This window comes from Microbacterium suaedae, from assembly GCF_003254645.1.
Taxonomy (GTDB): Bacteria; Actinomycetota; Actinomycetes; order Actinomycetales; family Microbacteriaceae; genus Microbacterium; species Microbacterium suaedae.
In genome coordinates, this window is record NZ_PNFD01000001.1 from 684,282 (window position 1) to 699,412 (window position 15,131).

The following is a 15,131-nucleotide window of genomic DNA, read 5'->3' on the forward strand; positions in this document are numbered from 1 at the left end:
GCCGTTGGCGACCATCCCCAGATTCACGGTGATGGTGTCTCCGGTAAGAGCCCTTGGGCCGCCCCCTTCATTAGGTCCGGTCGCTGTGCGAGTCGTCGGTTTCTAGTTGATGGGTGCATTGCCGAGCGTAGTCGATCGGTGCGAGGTACCCGAGCGATGAGTGCCGGCGGTCGTGGTTGTACTCAGTCTTCCAGTCGGCGATCACGACCTGGGCGTGCAGCAGCGAGTGGAAGCTGCTCATGTTTAGGCATTCGTCGCGGAGCCTGCTGTTGAACGACTCGACGTACCCGTTGTGCCAGGGCGAACCGGGCGGAATGAAGAACAGGCCGGTGCGGGTGCCGGCCCAGTCGGCCATCGCATCGCTGACGAACTCCGGGCCGTTGTCGGATCTGAGCACCGCGGGAGCGCCGCGGACGGTGACGAGGTCCGCGAACGGGCCGGAAACGACGAACGCCAACCACAGCTCGACCACGAGTTTCACATGCGCATCGCGCGCGTCGGCGGAAACGACGCCCTCGGAGCGCTCGTGTCCGTGCTGCGCTCGCGCTCCCGCGCCTACAAGCTGTTCACATCCGATTCCGCAGACGAGATCAAGCGCCTGTCCGACGCGGGGCACCGCGCGATCCTCCGCGGAATCGAGGCTCAGGATCCTGTCGCCGCGGCGGCGGCAGCGGCCGCGCACGTGACGCAGACCGAAGTCTGGCTGCGCAAGCTGCGACCCGCCGCCCAACCGGAATGACCGGCGAGGGGATGATGGTGCCGGCTGCGGGGCTCGAACCCACGACCCCCTGTTTACAAGACAGGTGCTCTACCAACTGAGCTAAGCCGGCGTGGCCCTCTCGGGCCGGGATCCAGCCTACTCGGACTCGTCCGAACTGCCCGAATCCGTATCGCCGTAGTACTGCTCGCTCTGCACCGTGAGCAGGAACTGGCTGAACTCGGCGGGGTCGTCGTAGGCGCCCTCATAGGGTTGGCCATCCACGACGATCATCGCGTCGGACGTCAGCTGGACGCCCTCGGCTCCGACGAGATCCCCGTCGAGGGTCCTCGCGGTCGCCGCGCTCACCCACGGTGCGAAGGTGCGATTCTCGATGCAGTCGGAGACGCCCTCGGCCCCCGCCGCTTCGACCTTCTCCGCGAGTTCGAGGTCGGTGAACCCGTCGCTCGATTCCTCTGGCTGGTTCGTGAGCAGCTCGGTGTTGACGTCACGGAACGCGGCGGGCGACTCGGAGGCGACGCACACCACGGCGCCGGCGGCCCGCGTCGAGTACTGGGTACCGTTCGACTCGCCGGACAGCAGCGAGACGGGGTGGTAGGCGAGCGTGACGACACCGTCGGCCACGAGCTCGTACATCTGCGGGGCCAGCGACGCCTCGATCGTGCCCGCCTCGGGCGACATGTAGTCGACGTACACATCGATCGCAATCGGATCCGCCACCCGCTCAGGCCGTTCGTCTTCGGGAAGCAGCGACACCACGTCGATCGCGTCACCCGTGAGGTTGTTCGGCGTGACGACCGTGCGCTCGAGCTCGGGCCCGACCGAACGCCACACCCACCACCCGGCTGCGACGACCGCGGCGACGATGGCGATCGTGATCACGGCGCGACGCGCGTGCTTGCGTCGCCGGATCCGCGCCTTGACGCTCTTGGCCTTCTCGCGCACGGCCTCGCGGCGTGCCTGGTCGGCTTCCGTCGTCGACGGGTCGTCGTTCGTCATCGGCTGCGCCTCCTCGAGTCCGTCAGGTGCGGACTGCAACCCGCCGATCATAGTGAGAAGCGCTGAGAAACGGCCAGGCATCGACCGATTTCCGTGCGGTGCCGCACGAGGGCCGCCGACACGAATCGCGGACTCATGCAATACTGTCTCTGCGCCCAATGGTGGGCGTGCGGAGCGCGGGAGCGCATCGCTCATTCACAACGGATCGTCCGGCACGTACCTGCCGGTGAAGGAGAAAAGTCATGGCAACTGTGACGTTCGACAACGCCACCCGCGTCTACCCGGGCGGCACGCGCCCCGCGGTCGACAAGCTCAACCTCGAGATCGGCGACGGTGAATTCCTCGTCCTCGTCGGCCCCTCGGGTTGCGGAAAGTCCACCTCGCTGCGCATGCTCGCCGGCCTCGAAGAGGTCAACGACGGCGCCATCCGCATCGGCGACCGCGACGTCACCGACGTTCCGCCGAAGGATCGCGACATCGCGATGGTGTTCCAGAACTACGCGCTGTACCCGCACATGACGGTCGCCGACAACATGGGCTTCGCGCTCAAGATCGCGGGCATCAACAAGGAAGAGCGTCGCAAGCGCGTCGAGGAGGCAGCCAAGCTGCTCGACCTCATGCCCTACCTCGACCGCAAGCCGAAGGCCCTCTCGGGTGGTCAGCGTCAGCGCGTCGCCATGGGCCGCGCGATCGTCCGCGAGCCGCAGGTGTTCCTCATGGACGAGCCCCTGTCGAACCTCGACGCGAAGCTCCGCGTGCAGACGCGTACGCAGATCGCGTCGCTGCAGCGCCGCCTCGGCGTCACGACGGTCTACGTGACGCACGACCAGACCGAGGCCCTCACCATGGGTGACCGCATCGCGGTGCTCAAGGACGGCCTCCTGCAGCAGGTCGGTACGCCGCGCGACCTCTACGAGCGCCCGCAGAACCACTTCGTCGCAGGCTTCATCGGCTCGCCGGCCATGAACCTCTTCCCCGCAGAGATCGTCGAGGGCGGCGTGCAGGTGGGCACGCGGGTCGTCCCGATCGAGCGCCAGGCCATCGACCGCGCGCACGGCGGCCGCGTCACGATCGGTGTGCGCCCCGAGGACTTCACGGTCGTCCCCGACGCGGACGGCGGCATCCAGGTGAAGGTCGACCTCGTCGAGGAGCTCGGCGCCGACGGCTACCTCTACGGCAGCACCGAGATCGACGGCGAGAGCGTCGAGTTCGTCACGCGCGTCGACGGCCGCGACCACCCGGTGGCCGGCGACGTCGTCACCCTCGCGCCGACTGCCGACCACGTGCACGTGTTCGACGTCGAGACGGGTGAGCGTCTCATCGAGAAGGCGATCGTCTCCGGCGCCTGACGCCCGAGCTGTACGAACAAGGCGCCCCGTCCTCGGACGGGGCGCCTTCTTCGTGCGTGAGCGGACTACTCCGCGAGCTGGCCGCGGATCGTCGACACCTGATACAGCGCGACGCTCGCCGCGATGCCCGCGTTGAGCGACTCGGCCTGCTGCGAGATCGGGATCGAGACGATCTGGTCGCACGTCTCGGTGACGAGGCGGGAGAGCCCGTCACCCTCGCTGCCGACGACGATCACGAGCGGACGATCGGCGAGCTCGACCTTCGGCATCGACACCTCGCCGCCGCCGTCGAGACCGAGCACGAACACGCCCTGCTTCTTCAGGTCCTTCAGCACGTTCGTGAGATTCGGCGCCATCGCGACGGGGATCCTCGCCGCGGCGCCCGCGCTCGTCTTCCACGCCGCGGAGTTCACGCCGGCGGAGCGACGCTGCGGAATGATGAGGCCCTGTCCGCCGAACGCCGCCGTCGAACGGATGATCGCTCCCAGATTGCGAGGATCCGTCACACCGTCGAGCGCGACGAGCAGCGGCGTCTCACCCCGACCGATGATCTCCTCGAGGAGATCCTGCGGGTGCGCGTACTCGTACGGCGGCACCTTCAGGGCGACGCCCTGGTGCACCCCGTCGAATCCCGCCATCCGGTCGAGCTCGGGGCGCGTGACCTCGAGGATCGGCAGCTCGCGCTTGTGTGCGATCGCGAGCATCTCCTTGACGCGATCGTCCATCTCGACGCGCTGCGCGATGTAGAGCGTCGCCGCCGGGATCCGCGTGCGCAGCGCCTCGAGAACGCTGTTGCGGCCGGTGACGTACTCGTTGTCGTCGTTCGGACGACGGCGCGGCGCGGACTTCTGCTGCGGCCGCTTCGCCGCCGAGCGGTCGGCGAGCTGCTTGCGCTTGTGGGCCTTGTGGTAGACGCGATCCTCCGCCTTCGGCGTCGGTCCGCGCCCTGCGAGGGACTTCTTCCCCTTGCCGCCCGACCCCTTGGTCGCGCCCTTCTTGCCCTTGCCTGCGCCGGGCCGTCCTGGCTTAGCCATCGATGCTCCAAACCGTTCCATCGGGTGTGTCTTCGAGGGCGACGCCGGCGTCCGCGAAGAGATCGCGGATCCGGTCGGCCGTCGCCCAGTCTTTCTCGGCTCGCGCGTCGGCGCGCTGTGCGATGAGGCTGCGCACGAGGGTATCGAGCGCCCGTTCCTCCGCCGCGCCCCGGGAACCGTCTCCTTCGCGAGCGAAGCCGAGAAGGTCCATCATGCCCGAAACCGCTGAGAACGCGGCGCGTGCCCCCTCCTCGTCACCCGATCCGAGCGCTGTGTTGCCCGCGCGGACCGTCTCGTGCACGACGGCAAGCGCCTGCGGGACGCCGAGGTCGTCGTCCATCGCCGTGGCGAATGCCTCGGGAATCTCGCTGGGGGCATCGCCTGCGACGCGCTCCGCCCGTTCGAGGAAGCCGTCGATGCGGTCGAGCGCCGCGGCGGCCTCATCGAAGCCGCGCTCCGACACATCGAGATTCGAGCGGTAGTGCGCCGCCGCGAGCGCGTACCGCACGACGCGCGCGGGGCGCTCGGCGAGCAGGTCGTGCGCGAGGGTGAAGTTTCCGAGCGACTTCGCCATCTTCTGGCCATCGACCGTCACGAGGCCGTTGTGCACCCAGTAGCGGGCATAGCCGTCGCCCGCGGCGGTCGACTGGGCGAGCTCGTTCTCGTGGTGAGGGAAGCGCAGATCGCGCCCGCCGCCGTGGATGTCGAACTCGGCCCCGAGATACCGCCGGCTCATGGCCGAGCACTCGATGTGCCAGCCCGGGCGCCCAGTGCCCCAGGGCGAAGCCCACGTCGCGCTGTCGGGCTCGCCGTCCTTGTGCGCCTTCCAGAGCGCGAAGTCGTGCGGGTCGCGCTTTCCACGCGGATCCGCATCACCTGCAGGCTCCATGGCGTCGAGCGACTGCCGCGTAAGCTCCCCATAACCGGGCCAAGACCGCACATCGAAGTAGACATCGCCGCCCGACTCGTACGCGTGGCCCGCGTCGATGAGACGCTGGATATGCTCCTGCATCTGCGCGATCGACGCCGTCGCCCGCGGCTCGTAGCTCGGAGCGAGGATCCCGATCGCCTCATACGCGGACGTGAACTCACGCTCCATCCGGTAGGCGAGCGCCCACCACGGCTCGTCTGGTGTTGCGTTCGCGAGCACCTTGTCGTCGATGTCGGTCACGTTCCGCACGAAGGTCACACGCCCGAAGCGGTGCTCGAGCCACCGGCGCAGCAGGTCGAACGCGAGCGCGCTCTGCAGGTGGCCGATGTGCGGCCCCGACTGCACGGTCGGTCCGCACACGTACATCGTGACGTTCCGCTCGTCGATCGGGACGAAGTCGCGAAGCGCCTGCGCGCGTGTGTCGTACAGCCTCAGAGTCACGGATCCCAGCCTATCCGCGTCGCCCGCGCGGACGCTCGCGAATCGTGGCGCGCCTCAGGCCGGGATCACCAGGGCTACCGCGAATGCCTGCACGCCTTCAGCGCGGCCGGGGAAGCCCAGGCCGTCGGTCGTCGTCGCCGACACCGACACGGCCGCGCCGCCGAGCGCGGCAGCGAGGACAGCCTCGGCCTCGTCGCGTCGCGGCGAGAACTTCGGTCGCTGCGCCTGGACCTGCACCGAGACGTTGCCGATCCGCCACCCCGCCGCGGCGAGGATGCGCTCGGTCTCGGCGAGGAAGGCTTCAGCGTGTGCCCCCGCGAATTCCGGGCGGGCCGTGCCGAAGTGCGTCCCGATATCGCCGAGGCCGGCCGCGTTCAGCAGGGCGTCGACGATCGCGTGCGCGACGGCGTCACCATCTGAGTGCCCGGAAAGGGCCGGCTCGCCGGGCCACTCGAGGCCCGCGAGCCACAGTGCACCCTCCCCGCCGAATGCGTGCACATCGGTGCCGACGCCGACGCGCGGAACGCGGTGGGCGAGCGCCGGACGCACGGGAGCGATCGGCGCGTCGGCGACGATCCGCCGCGCCTGCGCGAGGTCGGCGGGCGTCGTGATCTTGAAAGAGAGTGACGACCCCTCGATCCGCATGATGTGGTGTCCGGCGTCGGCGACGAGAGCCGCATCGTCCGTGAACTCCTGCGCCGCGCGCTCGTATGCGGCGACGAGGATGTCGCGGCGGAAGCCCTGCGGGGTCTGCGCAGCCGCGAGCTCAGACCGGTCGACCGCGCCCGTGATCGCCTCCCCCTCGACGCGCTTGATCGTGTCGATGACGTCGAGTGCGGGAACCACGCCGTGCCCCGTCTCGCGGACCGCCCCGATCACGCGGTCGATGACGCCGGACGGCGTAAGCGCACGCGCCGCGTCGTGCACGAGGACGATGTCGACATCGGCCCAGACACGGCTGAGTCCGGCCGAGACGGATCCCTGTCGCGTCTCGCCGCCCGCGACGACGGTGACAAGATCGCGCCGCTCCCCCGCCTGTTCGTGCGCCTCGGCGAGCGCCTCTCCCACGCGGTCCGCGGGCACCACGACCACCACCTGGGCCGGGGCCGCGTCGAAGACTCCGCGCAGGCAGTGGCGCAGAATCGTGTGCTCGTCGATGCCGACGAAGGCCTTGGGGCTCCCCGCGCCGAGACGCGTGCCGCTGCCGGCCGCGACGACGATGATCGCAGTGTCGATGCGCGTAGTGGTCACGTCTACAAAACTAACCGCCCCGCACCCTGTTGCGGGTGCGGGGCGGTGCGAGCTCTCTCGTCGCTCAGGTGCTCGAGAGCGCCTCGTCGAGGATCTTCGCCGCTTCTTCTTCGCTGACCTTCTTGGCGAGCGCCAGCTCGGATTCGAGAACCTGGCGCGCCTTCGCGAGCATGCGCTTCTCGCCCGCGGACAGCCCGCGGTCCTGGTCACGACGCCACAGATCGCGAACGACCTCGCTGACCTTGATGACGTCGCCCGAGGCGAGCTTCTCGAGGTTGGCCTTGTACCGGCGGGACCAGTTCGTGGGCTCCTCGGTGAACGCGGCCTTCAGGACGTCGAGAACCTCGTTGAGGCCCCCCTCGTCGATGACGTCGCGGACGCCGACGAGATCGACGTTGTCGGCAGGAACCTCGATCACCAGGTCTCCCTGCGTGACGTTGAGCTTGAGGTAGGTCTTCTCCTCACCCTTGATGACTCGTGTCTTGACTTCGGTGATGGTTGCGGCCCCGTGATGGGGGTAAACGACAGTCTCGCCAACCTCAAAAAGCATATGGATTACGTCCTTCCCAGCCTCGGAGAGTTTACCACAGCGACATATGCGCTAGGATCCGCGCCTCGCATTCGTCCGCCCCTCTCACCCCCGCGCGCGTGAGCACTCGGACGCACCGTCTAGGATGGATCGCAGCCCGCAGCATGCGCGGCGTCCGCACCACCTGGAGGATCCGTGAAATCGCGCACCATCGCGTCCCTCGCCGCCACCGGCATCGTGCTTCTCACCGCCACCGGTTGTGGTGCGATGACGACGCAGGCCACGACGTTCGAGTACACGGCTTCTGACGGGGTCAACCTCCCCGCGGTCGACGGCCCGAGCCTTGATGTTCGCAACGCCTTCGTCGTGGCCGATCACGACGGCGCCGAAGGCAACTTCGTCGCGGTGCTCATCAACGACACCGACAGCGCGCAGAGCCTCGCGCTCGACTGGGGCACGGGCGACACCTCGATCGACGTCCCCGCCGGCGAGACCGTGAGTCTCGGCATCGACGCCGACCCCGAGCTGATCGCCGACCTCGACACGATCCCCGGATCGACACTCGGCATGTACCTGCAGGCTGGCGACGCTCAGGGCGTCGAGATCGAGGTTCCCATCCTCAACAACTGCCTCACCGAGTATGCCGACCTCGCGCCGAACGACACGGCTGCCGACACCGAGCACTGCTCGCACTACGACTTCTCGACGAGCGACGAGTCCGGCGGCCACTGATCCCGCCCGACACGGAGAAGTCCCCCGGCGCCTCTCGGCGACCGGGGGACTTCTGCGTAGAGCGCCGAGATCACCCCTCGAATCGATAGCCGAGCCCGCGCACGGTCACGAGCATGCGCGGCTTCGACGGCGTCTCCTCGATGCGCGAGCGGATCCGCTTGATGTGGACATCGAGCGTCTTCGTGTCTCCGAAGTAGTCGGATCCCCACACGCGGTCGATCAGCTGGCCGCGCGTGAGCACGCGGCCCGTGTTCCGCATGAGCAGCTCGAGCAGCTCGAATTCCTTCAGAGGCATGTTGATCTGCTCGCCATCGACGGCGACCGTGTGGCGGTCGATGTCGAGCGTGACGCGGCCGCCCTCGAGAACGTGCTCATCGAGATCCTCGTCAGCCGTGGCCGAGCGCCGCAGCACAGCGCGCATCCGCGCGAGCAGCTCGCGCGACGAGTAGGGCTTCGTGACGTAGTCGTCGGCGCCCAGCTCGAGCCCCACGACGATGTCGACCTCGCTGTCCTTCGCCGTCAGCATCACGATCGGCACCTGCGATGTCGTTCGCACCTGACGACAGACCTCTGTTCCCGGGATCCCCGGGAGCATCAGGTCGAGAAGGATGACGTCGGCGCCGTGCTCGCGGTACACGCGCAGCGCCTTCTCGCCGTCGTCGGCGATCTCGACCTCGTAGCCCTCTCGCTGCAGCAGGTACGCGAGCGGATCCGCGAGATCGGGTTCGTCTTCCACGAGCAGCACACGCGTCATGCGTTCTCTTCCTTCCTCTGCGCGGCTCGTTTCGCCGCGCGTTTGCTCTGCTTCTTATCCCGGGCGGCGTCCGCCGGGGGCTCCGCGAGGGGCAACCGGATCGTGAACGTAGACCCTTGGCCTTCTCGCGACCACAGGCGCACCTCCCCGCCGTGGCGCTGGATCGCGTGCTTCACGATCGACAGGCCGAGGCCCGTTCCGCCCGTGTGGCGCGACCGCGCCTGATCGGCGCGGAAGAAACGCTCGAAGATGCGATTCTGATCGTTCTCGGCGATGCCGATGCCCTGATCGGTCACGGCGATCTCCACGGCACCGTCGCCCTCGCGCACGCCGATGCCGACCCGGGATCCCTTCGAGGAGTATGCGATCGCGTTCGACACGAGGTTGCTGACGGCCTCGATGAGCACGCGCCCATCTCCGTGCACGTAACAGCCGCGGTCTCCGCCAGCGACGAGATCCACCTCGGCCGCCGTCGCCGTCACCTGCTGCGCCTCGACGGCGGCCTGAACGACCTCGTCGATCGCGACGTCCCCGACGTCGATGAGTTCGTCAGCGGCCTGCAGCCGCGAGAGATTCATGATGCGCCCCGTGAGCTGCCCGAGCCGGTCGGCCTCCGCCGACATCCGCTCAGTGAAGCGCCGCACCTGCACCGGATCGTCGGCCGCCATCTCGAGCGCCTCGGCAAGCAGGGCGATCGCCCCGACGGGGGTCTTCAGCTCGTGGCTCGTGTTCTGGATGAAGTCCTGCCGCATCTGCTGCAGGCGTTCCTGCTCGGAGATATCGCGCACGAACACGAGGATGAATCCCCCGCCGATCTGCGCGGCACGGGCGACGACAAGGCGCGCCTCGCGAGAGAGCCGACCGGCGCGGATCCGCATCGTCTGAGACTCGGAGATCCCGGCGTGTCGGGCCTCCTTCATGAGCTCGCGGAGCTCGTCTTGATCGAGGCGCTCGCCCACGACCGAGCCCACCCACGTCGACGACGGCGACGTGGCGACGACCGTCCCGGACGGATCGGTGATGATCGCAGCATCCTCGAGGACGTCGAGGATCGCCGTCACGGCGTCGGGGACGCGGGGGTGCGCCGCTTCCTCGGCGCGGGCGCGAGAACGCATCGCGGCGAAGATCACGACGGTCGCACCGGCTCCGATGAGCACCCCGACAAGGAGGGCGAGCAGTGCTTCGGGCATGACTACAGGGTAAAGTCATCCCACACTCGCGTGTGAACGGCCCCACAGCACGGCGGGGCCGGAGCGCGAGTGTTCACGAGGGTTCCACCAGCCGTTAACCTTCGCTCGACACAATCGCCGCCGCCGTGCGCGACGCTGGGCCCGACCTCGCTCAGCTCCGCAGGACTCACCACGACCGGAAAGGCCTCCCATCATGCGGGAAGTGTTCCACGACACCCTCGAAGACATCCAGAACCGCCTCGCCGAGATCTCCGAGCTCGTCGCCGAGGCGATCGAGAAGGCGACGAAGGCCTTCGCGACGGGCGACGTCGCGCTCGCCGAAGAGGTGATCGCGAACGACGAGAGGATCGACGAGCTCGTCCTCACGACCGACGAGATCGCGATCGAGACGCTCGCGATGCAGCAGCCCGTCGCACACGATCTGCGCGTCATCGTCACCGCTCTGCGCGCGAGCGCGTCGCTTGAGCGCATGGGCGACCTCGCCGAGCACATCGCGCAGCTCGTCCGCGCCCGCTACCCCGAGCGTGCGATTCCGAAGGGCCTGCGCAGCACCTTCACCCGGATGGGCGAGCTCGACGTCGAAGTCGCGCGCACTCTCACGAACCTCCTGCGCACGCAGGACCTCGCGTATGCGACGAAGATCCGCGACACCGACGACGACATCGACGAGCTCCACGCGTCCGTGTACGAGCGGGTGCTCGGCGAGTCGTTCTCCGGCGAGATCCCCGCCGTCATCGACGCGACGCTCGCGAGCCGCTACCACGAGCGGTTCGCCGACCACGCAGTGTCGGTCGCGAAGAAGGTCGTCTACCTCGCCACCGGCGACTGGTCGGGCGAGGAGGAAGACCCGTCGGTCGAGATCGTGGACCGACGCCCGGTCGACTGAACGACGAACGCCGAAGGGGCTCGGAGGATCCGCGGATCCTTCGAGCCCCTTCGGTGTTTCTGGCTACTTCTTGCCCTGCGAAGCGACCGCTGCCGCGCCCGCAGCCGCAGCCTCGGGGTCGAGGTAGCGACCGGGCCCCGTCGGGCGCATCTCGTCATCGAGCTCGTAGACGAGCGGGATGCCGGTCGGGATGTTGAGACCGGAGATGTCGTCATCGCTGATGCCGTCGAGGTGCTTCACGAGCGCGCGCAGCGAGTTTCCGTGCGCCGCGACGAGGACCGTCTTGCCGGCCTTCAGGTCGGGGACGATCTCGCCTTCCCAGTACGGCAGCATGCGATCGATGACGAGCTTGAGCGACTCGGTGCGCGGCATCTCGCCGTCCATCCCGATGTAGCGGGGGTCGTCCGTCTGCGCGAACTCGTCGTCGTCGGCAATCTCGGGCGGCGGCACGTCGAACGAGCGGCGCCACTCCATGAACTTCTCCTCGCCGAACTCCTCGAGGGTCTGCGCCTTGTCCTTGCCCTGCAGCGCGCCGTAGTGGCGCTCGTTGAGGCGCCAGGAGCGCTTCGTCGGGGTCCACAGGCGGTCGGCTGCCTCGAGGGCGATGTTGGCCGTCTGGATCGCACGGCTCAGCAGCGACGTGTGGAGCACGTCGGGCAGCACGCCCTGCTCGCGCAGCAGCTCTCCGCCGCGCTGCGCCTCGCCGCGCCCCTTCTCGGTGAGCCGCACATCGACCCAGCCGGTGAACAGGTTCTTTTCGTTCCAGTCGCTCTGCCCGTGGCGGAGCAGGATCAGGGTGTGCGTCATGGCTCCCAGCCTACTGGGCGCGCACCCGGCCTCACACTCGCGGTACCTCGTGAGACGCGTCTGCCCGCGGCTCTCCCGCGGCGACGAGGAGGTCGACGACGAGCGGGCGCAGCGAGGCGAGAACGCTCTGGTCGCCGATCCGGCCGTTCGGGGCGAGGGCCGCCGGATCCAGCCTCGTCGCGATCCCCCGCAGCGCCGCCTGCGCCGCCTGTTCCTGAGACACGTCGTCGACGGCAACCGCAAGGATCTCCGTCGCCCGTCGGATCTCCTCGACGACAGCCGCGACCTCCTCGCGCGGCTCGCCGTCCTCGACCGCATAGTGCGCGCGTCGCGCGACGACGCGAAGGTTCCGAGTCGCGAGATCCATCGCATCGTGGATCCGGCGCAGACGCGCCAGCTCGAGTCGCCGCGAACGCAGGAACGGCGACACGCTCGAGATCGCCTGCCCCGAATCGAGCGAGGTCGCCCAGGCCGACAGCGGCCCCTGCAGCTCACGCGCCTTCTGCAGGGCACGCTCCGAGCGCAGCCGATCGCCGCGGCGCAGGCCGCGCACGAGGCGCGCCATCGCGCGGTCGACGTCGCCGAAGACGGCGCGCGCGTCGCGCAGGATCGCCCCCATCGGGTTGCGCGGAAGGAGGGCCGTCACGAGGATCGCCATCACACCGCCGATCGCTCCATCGAGGATCCGCATGCCTGTGAACTGCCCGAGCGGCAGCATGAACGCGATCGCCGTCTGGATCGCCGCCGCGATCGGGAACTGCGGCGACGGCGAGAGGAAGCGCGCGATGGCGAGGGTGAGGGCGAGTACGACCGCGAGCTCCCACCACCCGGGCACGAGGAACAGCAGAGCGAGTTCGGAGATCGCGATCCCCGTGAGCATGCCCCCGACGGTCTGCGCGACATGCGAGGGGCGCGCATCGCGCGAGAGGCCGAGGCTCGAGATCGTCACGGTGACGGCGAGCAGCGGCATCGCATGCCCGATCAGGATGTGGGCGATCCCGAAAGAGGCCGACGCCGCCAGCACGATCTGCACGAGCGCAACCCACGAATCGCGCAGGCGCAGCAGGCCCGCGCGCGGGCGGTATCCGGCGTGCCAGCGCGTCGGGACGACGGAGGTGAGCGGATCGGTGTCGGGCACGCTTCGAGGCTAGCCGGATCAGGCCGGCGGCTGCGCCTGCTTCCGGCGCGACAGGCGCGTCAAACGCGGCACCTCGGCCGTGCGCCCCGCGTCGGCCGGGACGATGATCTCCTGCGCCGCCGCGATGCGCGACTCGCCGTGCGCGACGACGAGATCCTGGTCGCCGGGCGTGCGGCGCGCGACGATCGCGAGCGCGATCGGCCCGAGCTCGTGGTGTCGCGCCGCGGAGGTCACGACGCCCGCCTCGGCGTCGTCGGCGAGGACGACGTCACCCCGCTCGGGAAGCACCGAATCGGATCCGTCGAGGTGCAGCATCACGAGGCGGCGCGGCGGGTGCCCGAGATTGTGCACCTTCGCGACGGTCTCCTGCCCGCGGTAGCAGCCCTTGTTGAGGTGCACAGCCGTCCGCAGCCAATCGGCCTCGTGCGGAATCAGCCGGCCATCGACTTCAGCCGACCAGCGCGGGCGCCAGGCGGCGATGCGCAGCGCCTCGACGGCGAGGGATCCCGCGATGTCCGCGTCTGCAAGCTTCTCCGCGCCCGCGGCATCGACGACCGCCTCGACCCAGTGATACTCGGCGCCCGGGTGCTCGGGGGCGACGGCGTACTGCCATCCGCCCGCCGTGACGTCCGGCCAGGGGTCAGTCCACACGACCGGCGCCCCCTCGGGCGCGATCGCCGCCGACACGAGACGCTCCGCCGCATCGGCACCGCGCATCGCTCCGACGACCCGCAGATCGTTGCGCACCGAGATCTCGACCTTCGCCCGGAAGCGCATCATCGTGAGCCACTTCGCGAGGGGCTCAGCGTCGCCCTGATCGACGAGGAGCCACAGCGTACTCCCGTCCTCAACGACGGCGGCGACGTGCTCGACATGCCCCTGCGGGTCGAGGACGAGAAGCTCGGAGCTCTCGCCCGGCTGCAGGGATCCGATCGCCTGCGACGTGATCGAGTCGAGCCAGGAGCGACGCTCCTCGCCCGAGAGAGCCAGGACGGCGCGATCGCCGCGCGGCGCGATGGCCGCGCCCTCGGCGAGGCGGCGCTGCTCGATGGCGGGGGCGCCGGCGTGCAGGATCACGCCGTCGTCGTCGACGACGATCCCCGGGCGGGCGGCAAGAGGATCCGTCATCACTGCACCTTCGCAAGTCGCGCCGACGCGTGCGAGGCGAGCTCCCGCCCGAGCGCCGCGATGTCCCAGGCCCACAGGAGGTGACCGTCGACGAGTCCGTACATGCGCGTCGCGGCGGCGTATGGCTTCGCGCCCGCCGAGCGGACGACCGCGTCGGTTCCGAGGTCGATGCGCGGGCCATTCACCTCGCCGACATACAGCTCCTGCACGCCGTCGGAGTGCGACAGCACGACCTCGACCGGGAAGCCGCCGTCGTCCTTCGTGCGCAGATTCTCGACGTCCTCCGCGGTGCGCGCAGGCTCTGTGCCGAGGGCGGGAAGCAGGCCGGGACCGGGCAGAGCTTCGGACGAAGGGCGCGCCAGCCGCCAGAAGCCGGTCTCGGACACGAGCTTCTGTGCGGGGCGTTCGTCGGTCGCGAGCAGCGTCGCCGTCGCCGAGTAGTTCAGGAAGGGCCCGCCGTCATGACTGAAGCTCACTCGATGCGTGAACTCGCCCGCGAAGTGGGTCTCGCCCACGCGGTAGTCGATCACGCCGGTGCCTTCCCAGACGCCGACGAGCCACGAGAGAGGGACCAGGTCGGCGGGGATGTCTGTGGGGATCTCGATCATGGTCCCCACAGCGTATCCGGCTCGCGGACAGGGTGGACGCGTCGGGCGCTCTTCAGGAGCCGCCCTCGGCGTCGCGCGTCACTTCTGGCCGCGGAACAGATTCACCAGGACGGCGCCCGAGACGAACGCGATCGCCAGGCTCGCGAGGCCCAGAAGACCCACGAAGAACATCTCGAGGGCGAAAACGTCGACGTCGGCGAGGAATTCGAGCATGACCCCACTCTACCGCGCAGCGGCGCAGGGCCGCGACGTCACGTCGCCGGGAACCCGTCCGCCGGGAAGACGGACATGCCCGCGGCGACCGCCGTGAACAGGGCACCGAGGAGTGAGACGATTCCGACGATCAGCACAGACCCGAGTGCGGCCGTCGCGGTGCGCAGGATGAAGCCATCGACACGGCCGATGATGATCTGCGCCACGAAGGTGAGGATGACGCACACCCCAGCCGTCGACGAGACCCATCCCCAACGCTGGTCGATCGGCGTGAACATCATCACGACGACAGCGAACACGAAGGCCAGGCTCCACGGCAGGAGGAGTCCCTGGCTGCCTGCGATCCGGCCGATGATCCCGGATCTCGGCGCCGTCTGCCCCGGTTGCGACATGCGGCTCCCTCTCTGCGATGAGCCCGGCATT

At 69.0% G+C, this 15,131-nt stretch carries 17 protein-coding genes, 1 tRNA gene and 1 pseudogene; 4 read left to right on the top strand and 15 right to left on the bottom strand.

Annotated elements, in window-relative coordinates:
* Positions 1 to 70: 70 nt before the first annotated feature.
* Positions 71 to 424, bottom strand: a pseudogene (locus tag C0012_RS03105) (integrase core domain-containing protein); the annotation flags it as partial.
* Between the two features lie 57 nt (positions 425 to 481).
* Between C0012_RS03105 and C0012_RS03110 the strand changes: the two are divergent.
* Positions 482 to 739 (top strand): FCD domain-containing protein, encoded by a 258-nt coding sequence (locus C0012_RS03110; protein ID WP_332835667.1) that lies wholly within the window; start codon positions 482 to 484, stop codon positions 737 to 739.
* 15 nt (positions 740 to 754) lie between these two features.
* On the opposite strand, the gene C0012_RS03115 is transcribed toward C0012_RS03110, so the two are convergent.
* Positions 755 to 830 (bottom strand) — tRNA-Thr (locus tag C0012_RS03115).
* Between the two features lie 26 nt (positions 831 to 856).
* Positions 857 to 1,756, bottom strand: a complete 900-nt coding sequence (locus tag C0012_RS03120; RefSeq protein ID WP_162621781.1) for a DsbA family protein — start codon at positions 1,754 to 1,756, stop codon at positions 857 to 859.
* Between the two features lie 203 nt (positions 1,757 to 1,959).
* Between C0012_RS03120 and C0012_RS03125 the strand changes: the two genes are divergently transcribed.
* Positions 1,960 to 3,066 (top strand): ABC transporter ATP-binding protein, encoded by a 1,107-nt coding sequence (locus C0012_RS03125; protein WP_110588243.1) that lies wholly within the window; start codon positions 1,960 to 1,962, stop codon positions 3,064 to 3,066.
* A gap of 65 nt (positions 3,067 to 3,131) precedes the next feature.
* Here C0012_RS03125 and rlmB read toward each other — a convergent pair whose 3' ends face one another.
* From rlmB to C0012_RS03145, 4 genes are all read right to left on the bottom strand, one after another.
* A complete protein-coding gene (gene rlmB, locus C0012_RS03130; RefSeq protein ID WP_110588242.1) occupies positions 3,132 to 4,100 on the bottom strand; it encodes a 23S rRNA (guanosine(2251)-2'-O)-methyltransferase RlmB in 969 nt (322 codons plus the stop codon).
* On the bottom strand, positions 4,093 to 5,472 hold the full coding sequence (gene cysS / locus C0012_RS03135; protein WP_110588241.1) for a cysteine--tRNA ligase: 1,380 nt from the start codon (positions 5,470 to 5,472) through the stop codon (positions 4,093 to 4,095). The genes rlmB and cysS overlap by 8 nt, the downstream gene beginning before the upstream one ends.
* A 54-nt stretch (positions 5,473 to 5,526) precedes the next feature.
* Complete coding sequence (ispD, locus tag C0012_RS03140; protein ID WP_110588240.1) at positions 5,527 to 6,723, bottom strand: 2-C-methyl-D-erythritol 4-phosphate cytidylyltransferase; 1,197 nt, start codon at positions 6,721 to 6,723, stop codon at positions 5,527 to 5,529.
* Positions 6,724 to 6,787: 64 nt separating this feature from the next.
* Positions 6,788 to 7,273 (bottom strand): CarD family transcriptional regulator, encoded by a 486-nt coding sequence (locus tag C0012_RS03145; protein WP_110588239.1) that lies wholly within the window; start codon positions 7,271 to 7,273, stop codon positions 6,788 to 6,790.
* Between the two features lie 174 nt (positions 7,274 to 7,447).
* Between C0012_RS03145 and C0012_RS03150 the strand changes: the two genes are divergently transcribed.
* Positions 7,448 to 7,984, top strand: coding sequence for a DNA modification methylase (locus tag C0012_RS03150; protein WP_198411047.1), 537 nt, complete (start codon positions 7,448 to 7,450; stop codon positions 7,982 to 7,984).
* 70 nt (positions 7,985 to 8,054) lie between these two features.
* On the opposite strand, the gene C0012_RS03155 is transcribed toward C0012_RS03150, so the two are convergent.
* Both C0012_RS03155 and C0012_RS03160 read right to left on the bottom strand, forming a co-directional pair.
* Entirely contained in the window at positions 8,055 to 8,738 is a 684-nt protein-coding gene (locus tag C0012_RS03155) for a response regulator transcription factor (RefSeq protein ID WP_110588238.1), read from the bottom strand.
* A complete protein-coding gene (locus C0012_RS03160) occupies positions 8,735 to 9,928 on the bottom strand; it encodes a sensor histidine kinase (protein WP_110588237.1) in 1,194 nt (397 codons plus the stop codon). Before C0012_RS03160 ends, C0012_RS03155 begins: the two co-directional genes overlap by 4 nt.
* A gap of 193 nt (positions 9,929 to 10,121) precedes the next feature.
* On the opposite strand from C0012_RS03160, the gene phoU reads away from it, so the two are divergent.
* Positions 10,122 to 10,814 (top strand): phosphate signaling complex protein PhoU, encoded by a 693-nt coding sequence (gene phoU, locus C0012_RS03165; protein WP_110588236.1) that lies wholly within the window; start codon positions 10,122 to 10,124, stop codon positions 10,812 to 10,814.
* Positions 10,815 to 10,877: 63 nt separating this feature from the next.
* Here phoU and C0012_RS03170 read toward each other — a convergent pair whose 3' ends face one another.
* From C0012_RS03170 to C0012_RS03190, 6 genes are all read right to left on the bottom strand, one after another.
* Positions 10,878 to 11,621 carry a phosphoglyceromutase gene (locus C0012_RS03170; protein WP_110588235.1) on the bottom strand — a complete coding sequence of 248 codons (744 nt, stop codon included), beginning with the start codon at positions 11,619 to 11,621 and terminating at the stop codon, positions 10,878 to 10,880.
* 31 nt (positions 11,622 to 11,652) lie between these two features.
* Entirely contained in the window at positions 11,653 to 12,759 is a 1,107-nt protein-coding gene (locus C0012_RS03175) for an FUSC family protein (protein WP_110588234.1), read from the bottom strand.
* Between the two features lie 18 nt (positions 12,760 to 12,777).
* Positions 12,778 to 13,887 (bottom strand): CAF17-like 4Fe-4S cluster assembly/insertion protein YgfZ, encoded by a 1,110-nt coding sequence (gene ygfZ / locus C0012_RS03180; protein WP_110588233.1) that lies wholly within the window; start codon positions 13,885 to 13,887, stop codon positions 12,778 to 12,780.
* A complete protein-coding gene (locus tag C0012_RS03185; protein ID WP_110588232.1) occupies positions 13,887 to 14,495 on the bottom strand; it encodes a nitrobindin family protein in 609 nt (202 codons plus the stop codon). The genes ygfZ and C0012_RS03185 overlap by 1 nt, the downstream gene beginning before the upstream one ends.
* 78 nt (positions 14,496 to 14,573) lie before the next feature.
* Positions 14,574 to 14,708, bottom strand: a complete 135-nt coding sequence (locus tag C0012_RS15785) for a hypothetical protein (RefSeq protein ID WP_269777914.1) — start codon at positions 14,706 to 14,708, stop codon at positions 14,574 to 14,576.
* A 38-nt stretch (positions 14,709 to 14,746) separates the two neighbouring features.
* Positions 14,747 to 15,100, bottom strand: coding sequence for a hypothetical protein (locus C0012_RS03190; RefSeq protein WP_110588231.1), 354 nt, complete (start codon positions 15,098 to 15,100; stop codon positions 14,747 to 14,749).
* Between the last annotated feature and the right edge of the window lie 31 nt (positions 15,101 to 15,131).

Excerpts from the sequence above, each read along its gene's own strand:
- C0012_RS03110 (WP_332835667.1), top strand. The coding sequence starts at position 482 with ATGCGCATCGCGCGCGTCGGCGGAAACGACGCCCTCGGAGCGCTCGTG.
- C0012_RS03125 (WP_110588243.1), top strand. The coding sequence starts at position 1,960 with ATGGCAACTGTGACGTTCGACAACGCCACCCGCGTCTACCCGGGCGGC.
- rlmB (WP_110588242.1), bottom strand. The coding sequence starts at position 4,100 with ATGGCTAAGCCAGGACGGCCCGGCGCAGGCAAGGGCAAGAAGGGCGCG.
- C0012_RS03145 (WP_110588239.1), bottom strand. The coding sequence starts at position 7,273 with ATGCTTTTTGAGGTTGGCGAGACTGTCGTTTACCCCCATCACGGGGCC.
- C0012_RS03155 (WP_110588238.1), bottom strand. The coding sequence starts at position 8,738 with ATGACGCGTGTGCTGCTCGTGGAAGACGAACCCGATCTCGCGGATCCG.
- C0012_RS03160 (WP_110588237.1), bottom strand. The coding sequence starts at position 9,928 with ATGCCCGAAGCACTGCTCGCCCTCCTTGTCGGGGTGCTCATCGGAGCC.
- phoU (WP_110588236.1), top strand. The coding sequence starts at position 10,122 with ATGCGGGAAGTGTTCCACGACACCCTCGAAGACATCCAGAACCGCCTC.
- C0012_RS03170 (WP_110588235.1), bottom strand. The coding sequence starts at position 11,621 with ATGACGCACACCCTGATCCTGCTCCGCCACGGGCAGAGCGACTGGAAC.
- ygfZ (WP_110588233.1), bottom strand. The coding sequence starts at position 13,887 with ATGACGGATCCTCTTGCCGCCCGCCCGGGGATCGTCGTCGACGACGAC.
- C0012_RS03185 (WP_110588232.1), bottom strand. The coding sequence starts at position 14,495 with ATGATCGAGATCCCCACAGACATCCCCGCCGACCTGGTCCCTCTCTCG.
- C0012_RS15785 (WP_269777914.1), bottom strand. The coding sequence starts at position 14,708 with ATGCTCGAATTCCTCGCCGACGTCGACGTTTTCGCCCTCGAGATGTTC.
- C0012_RS03190 (WP_110588231.1), bottom strand. The coding sequence starts at position 15,100 with ATGTCGCAACCGGGGCAGACGGCGCCGAGATCCGGGATCATCGGCCGG.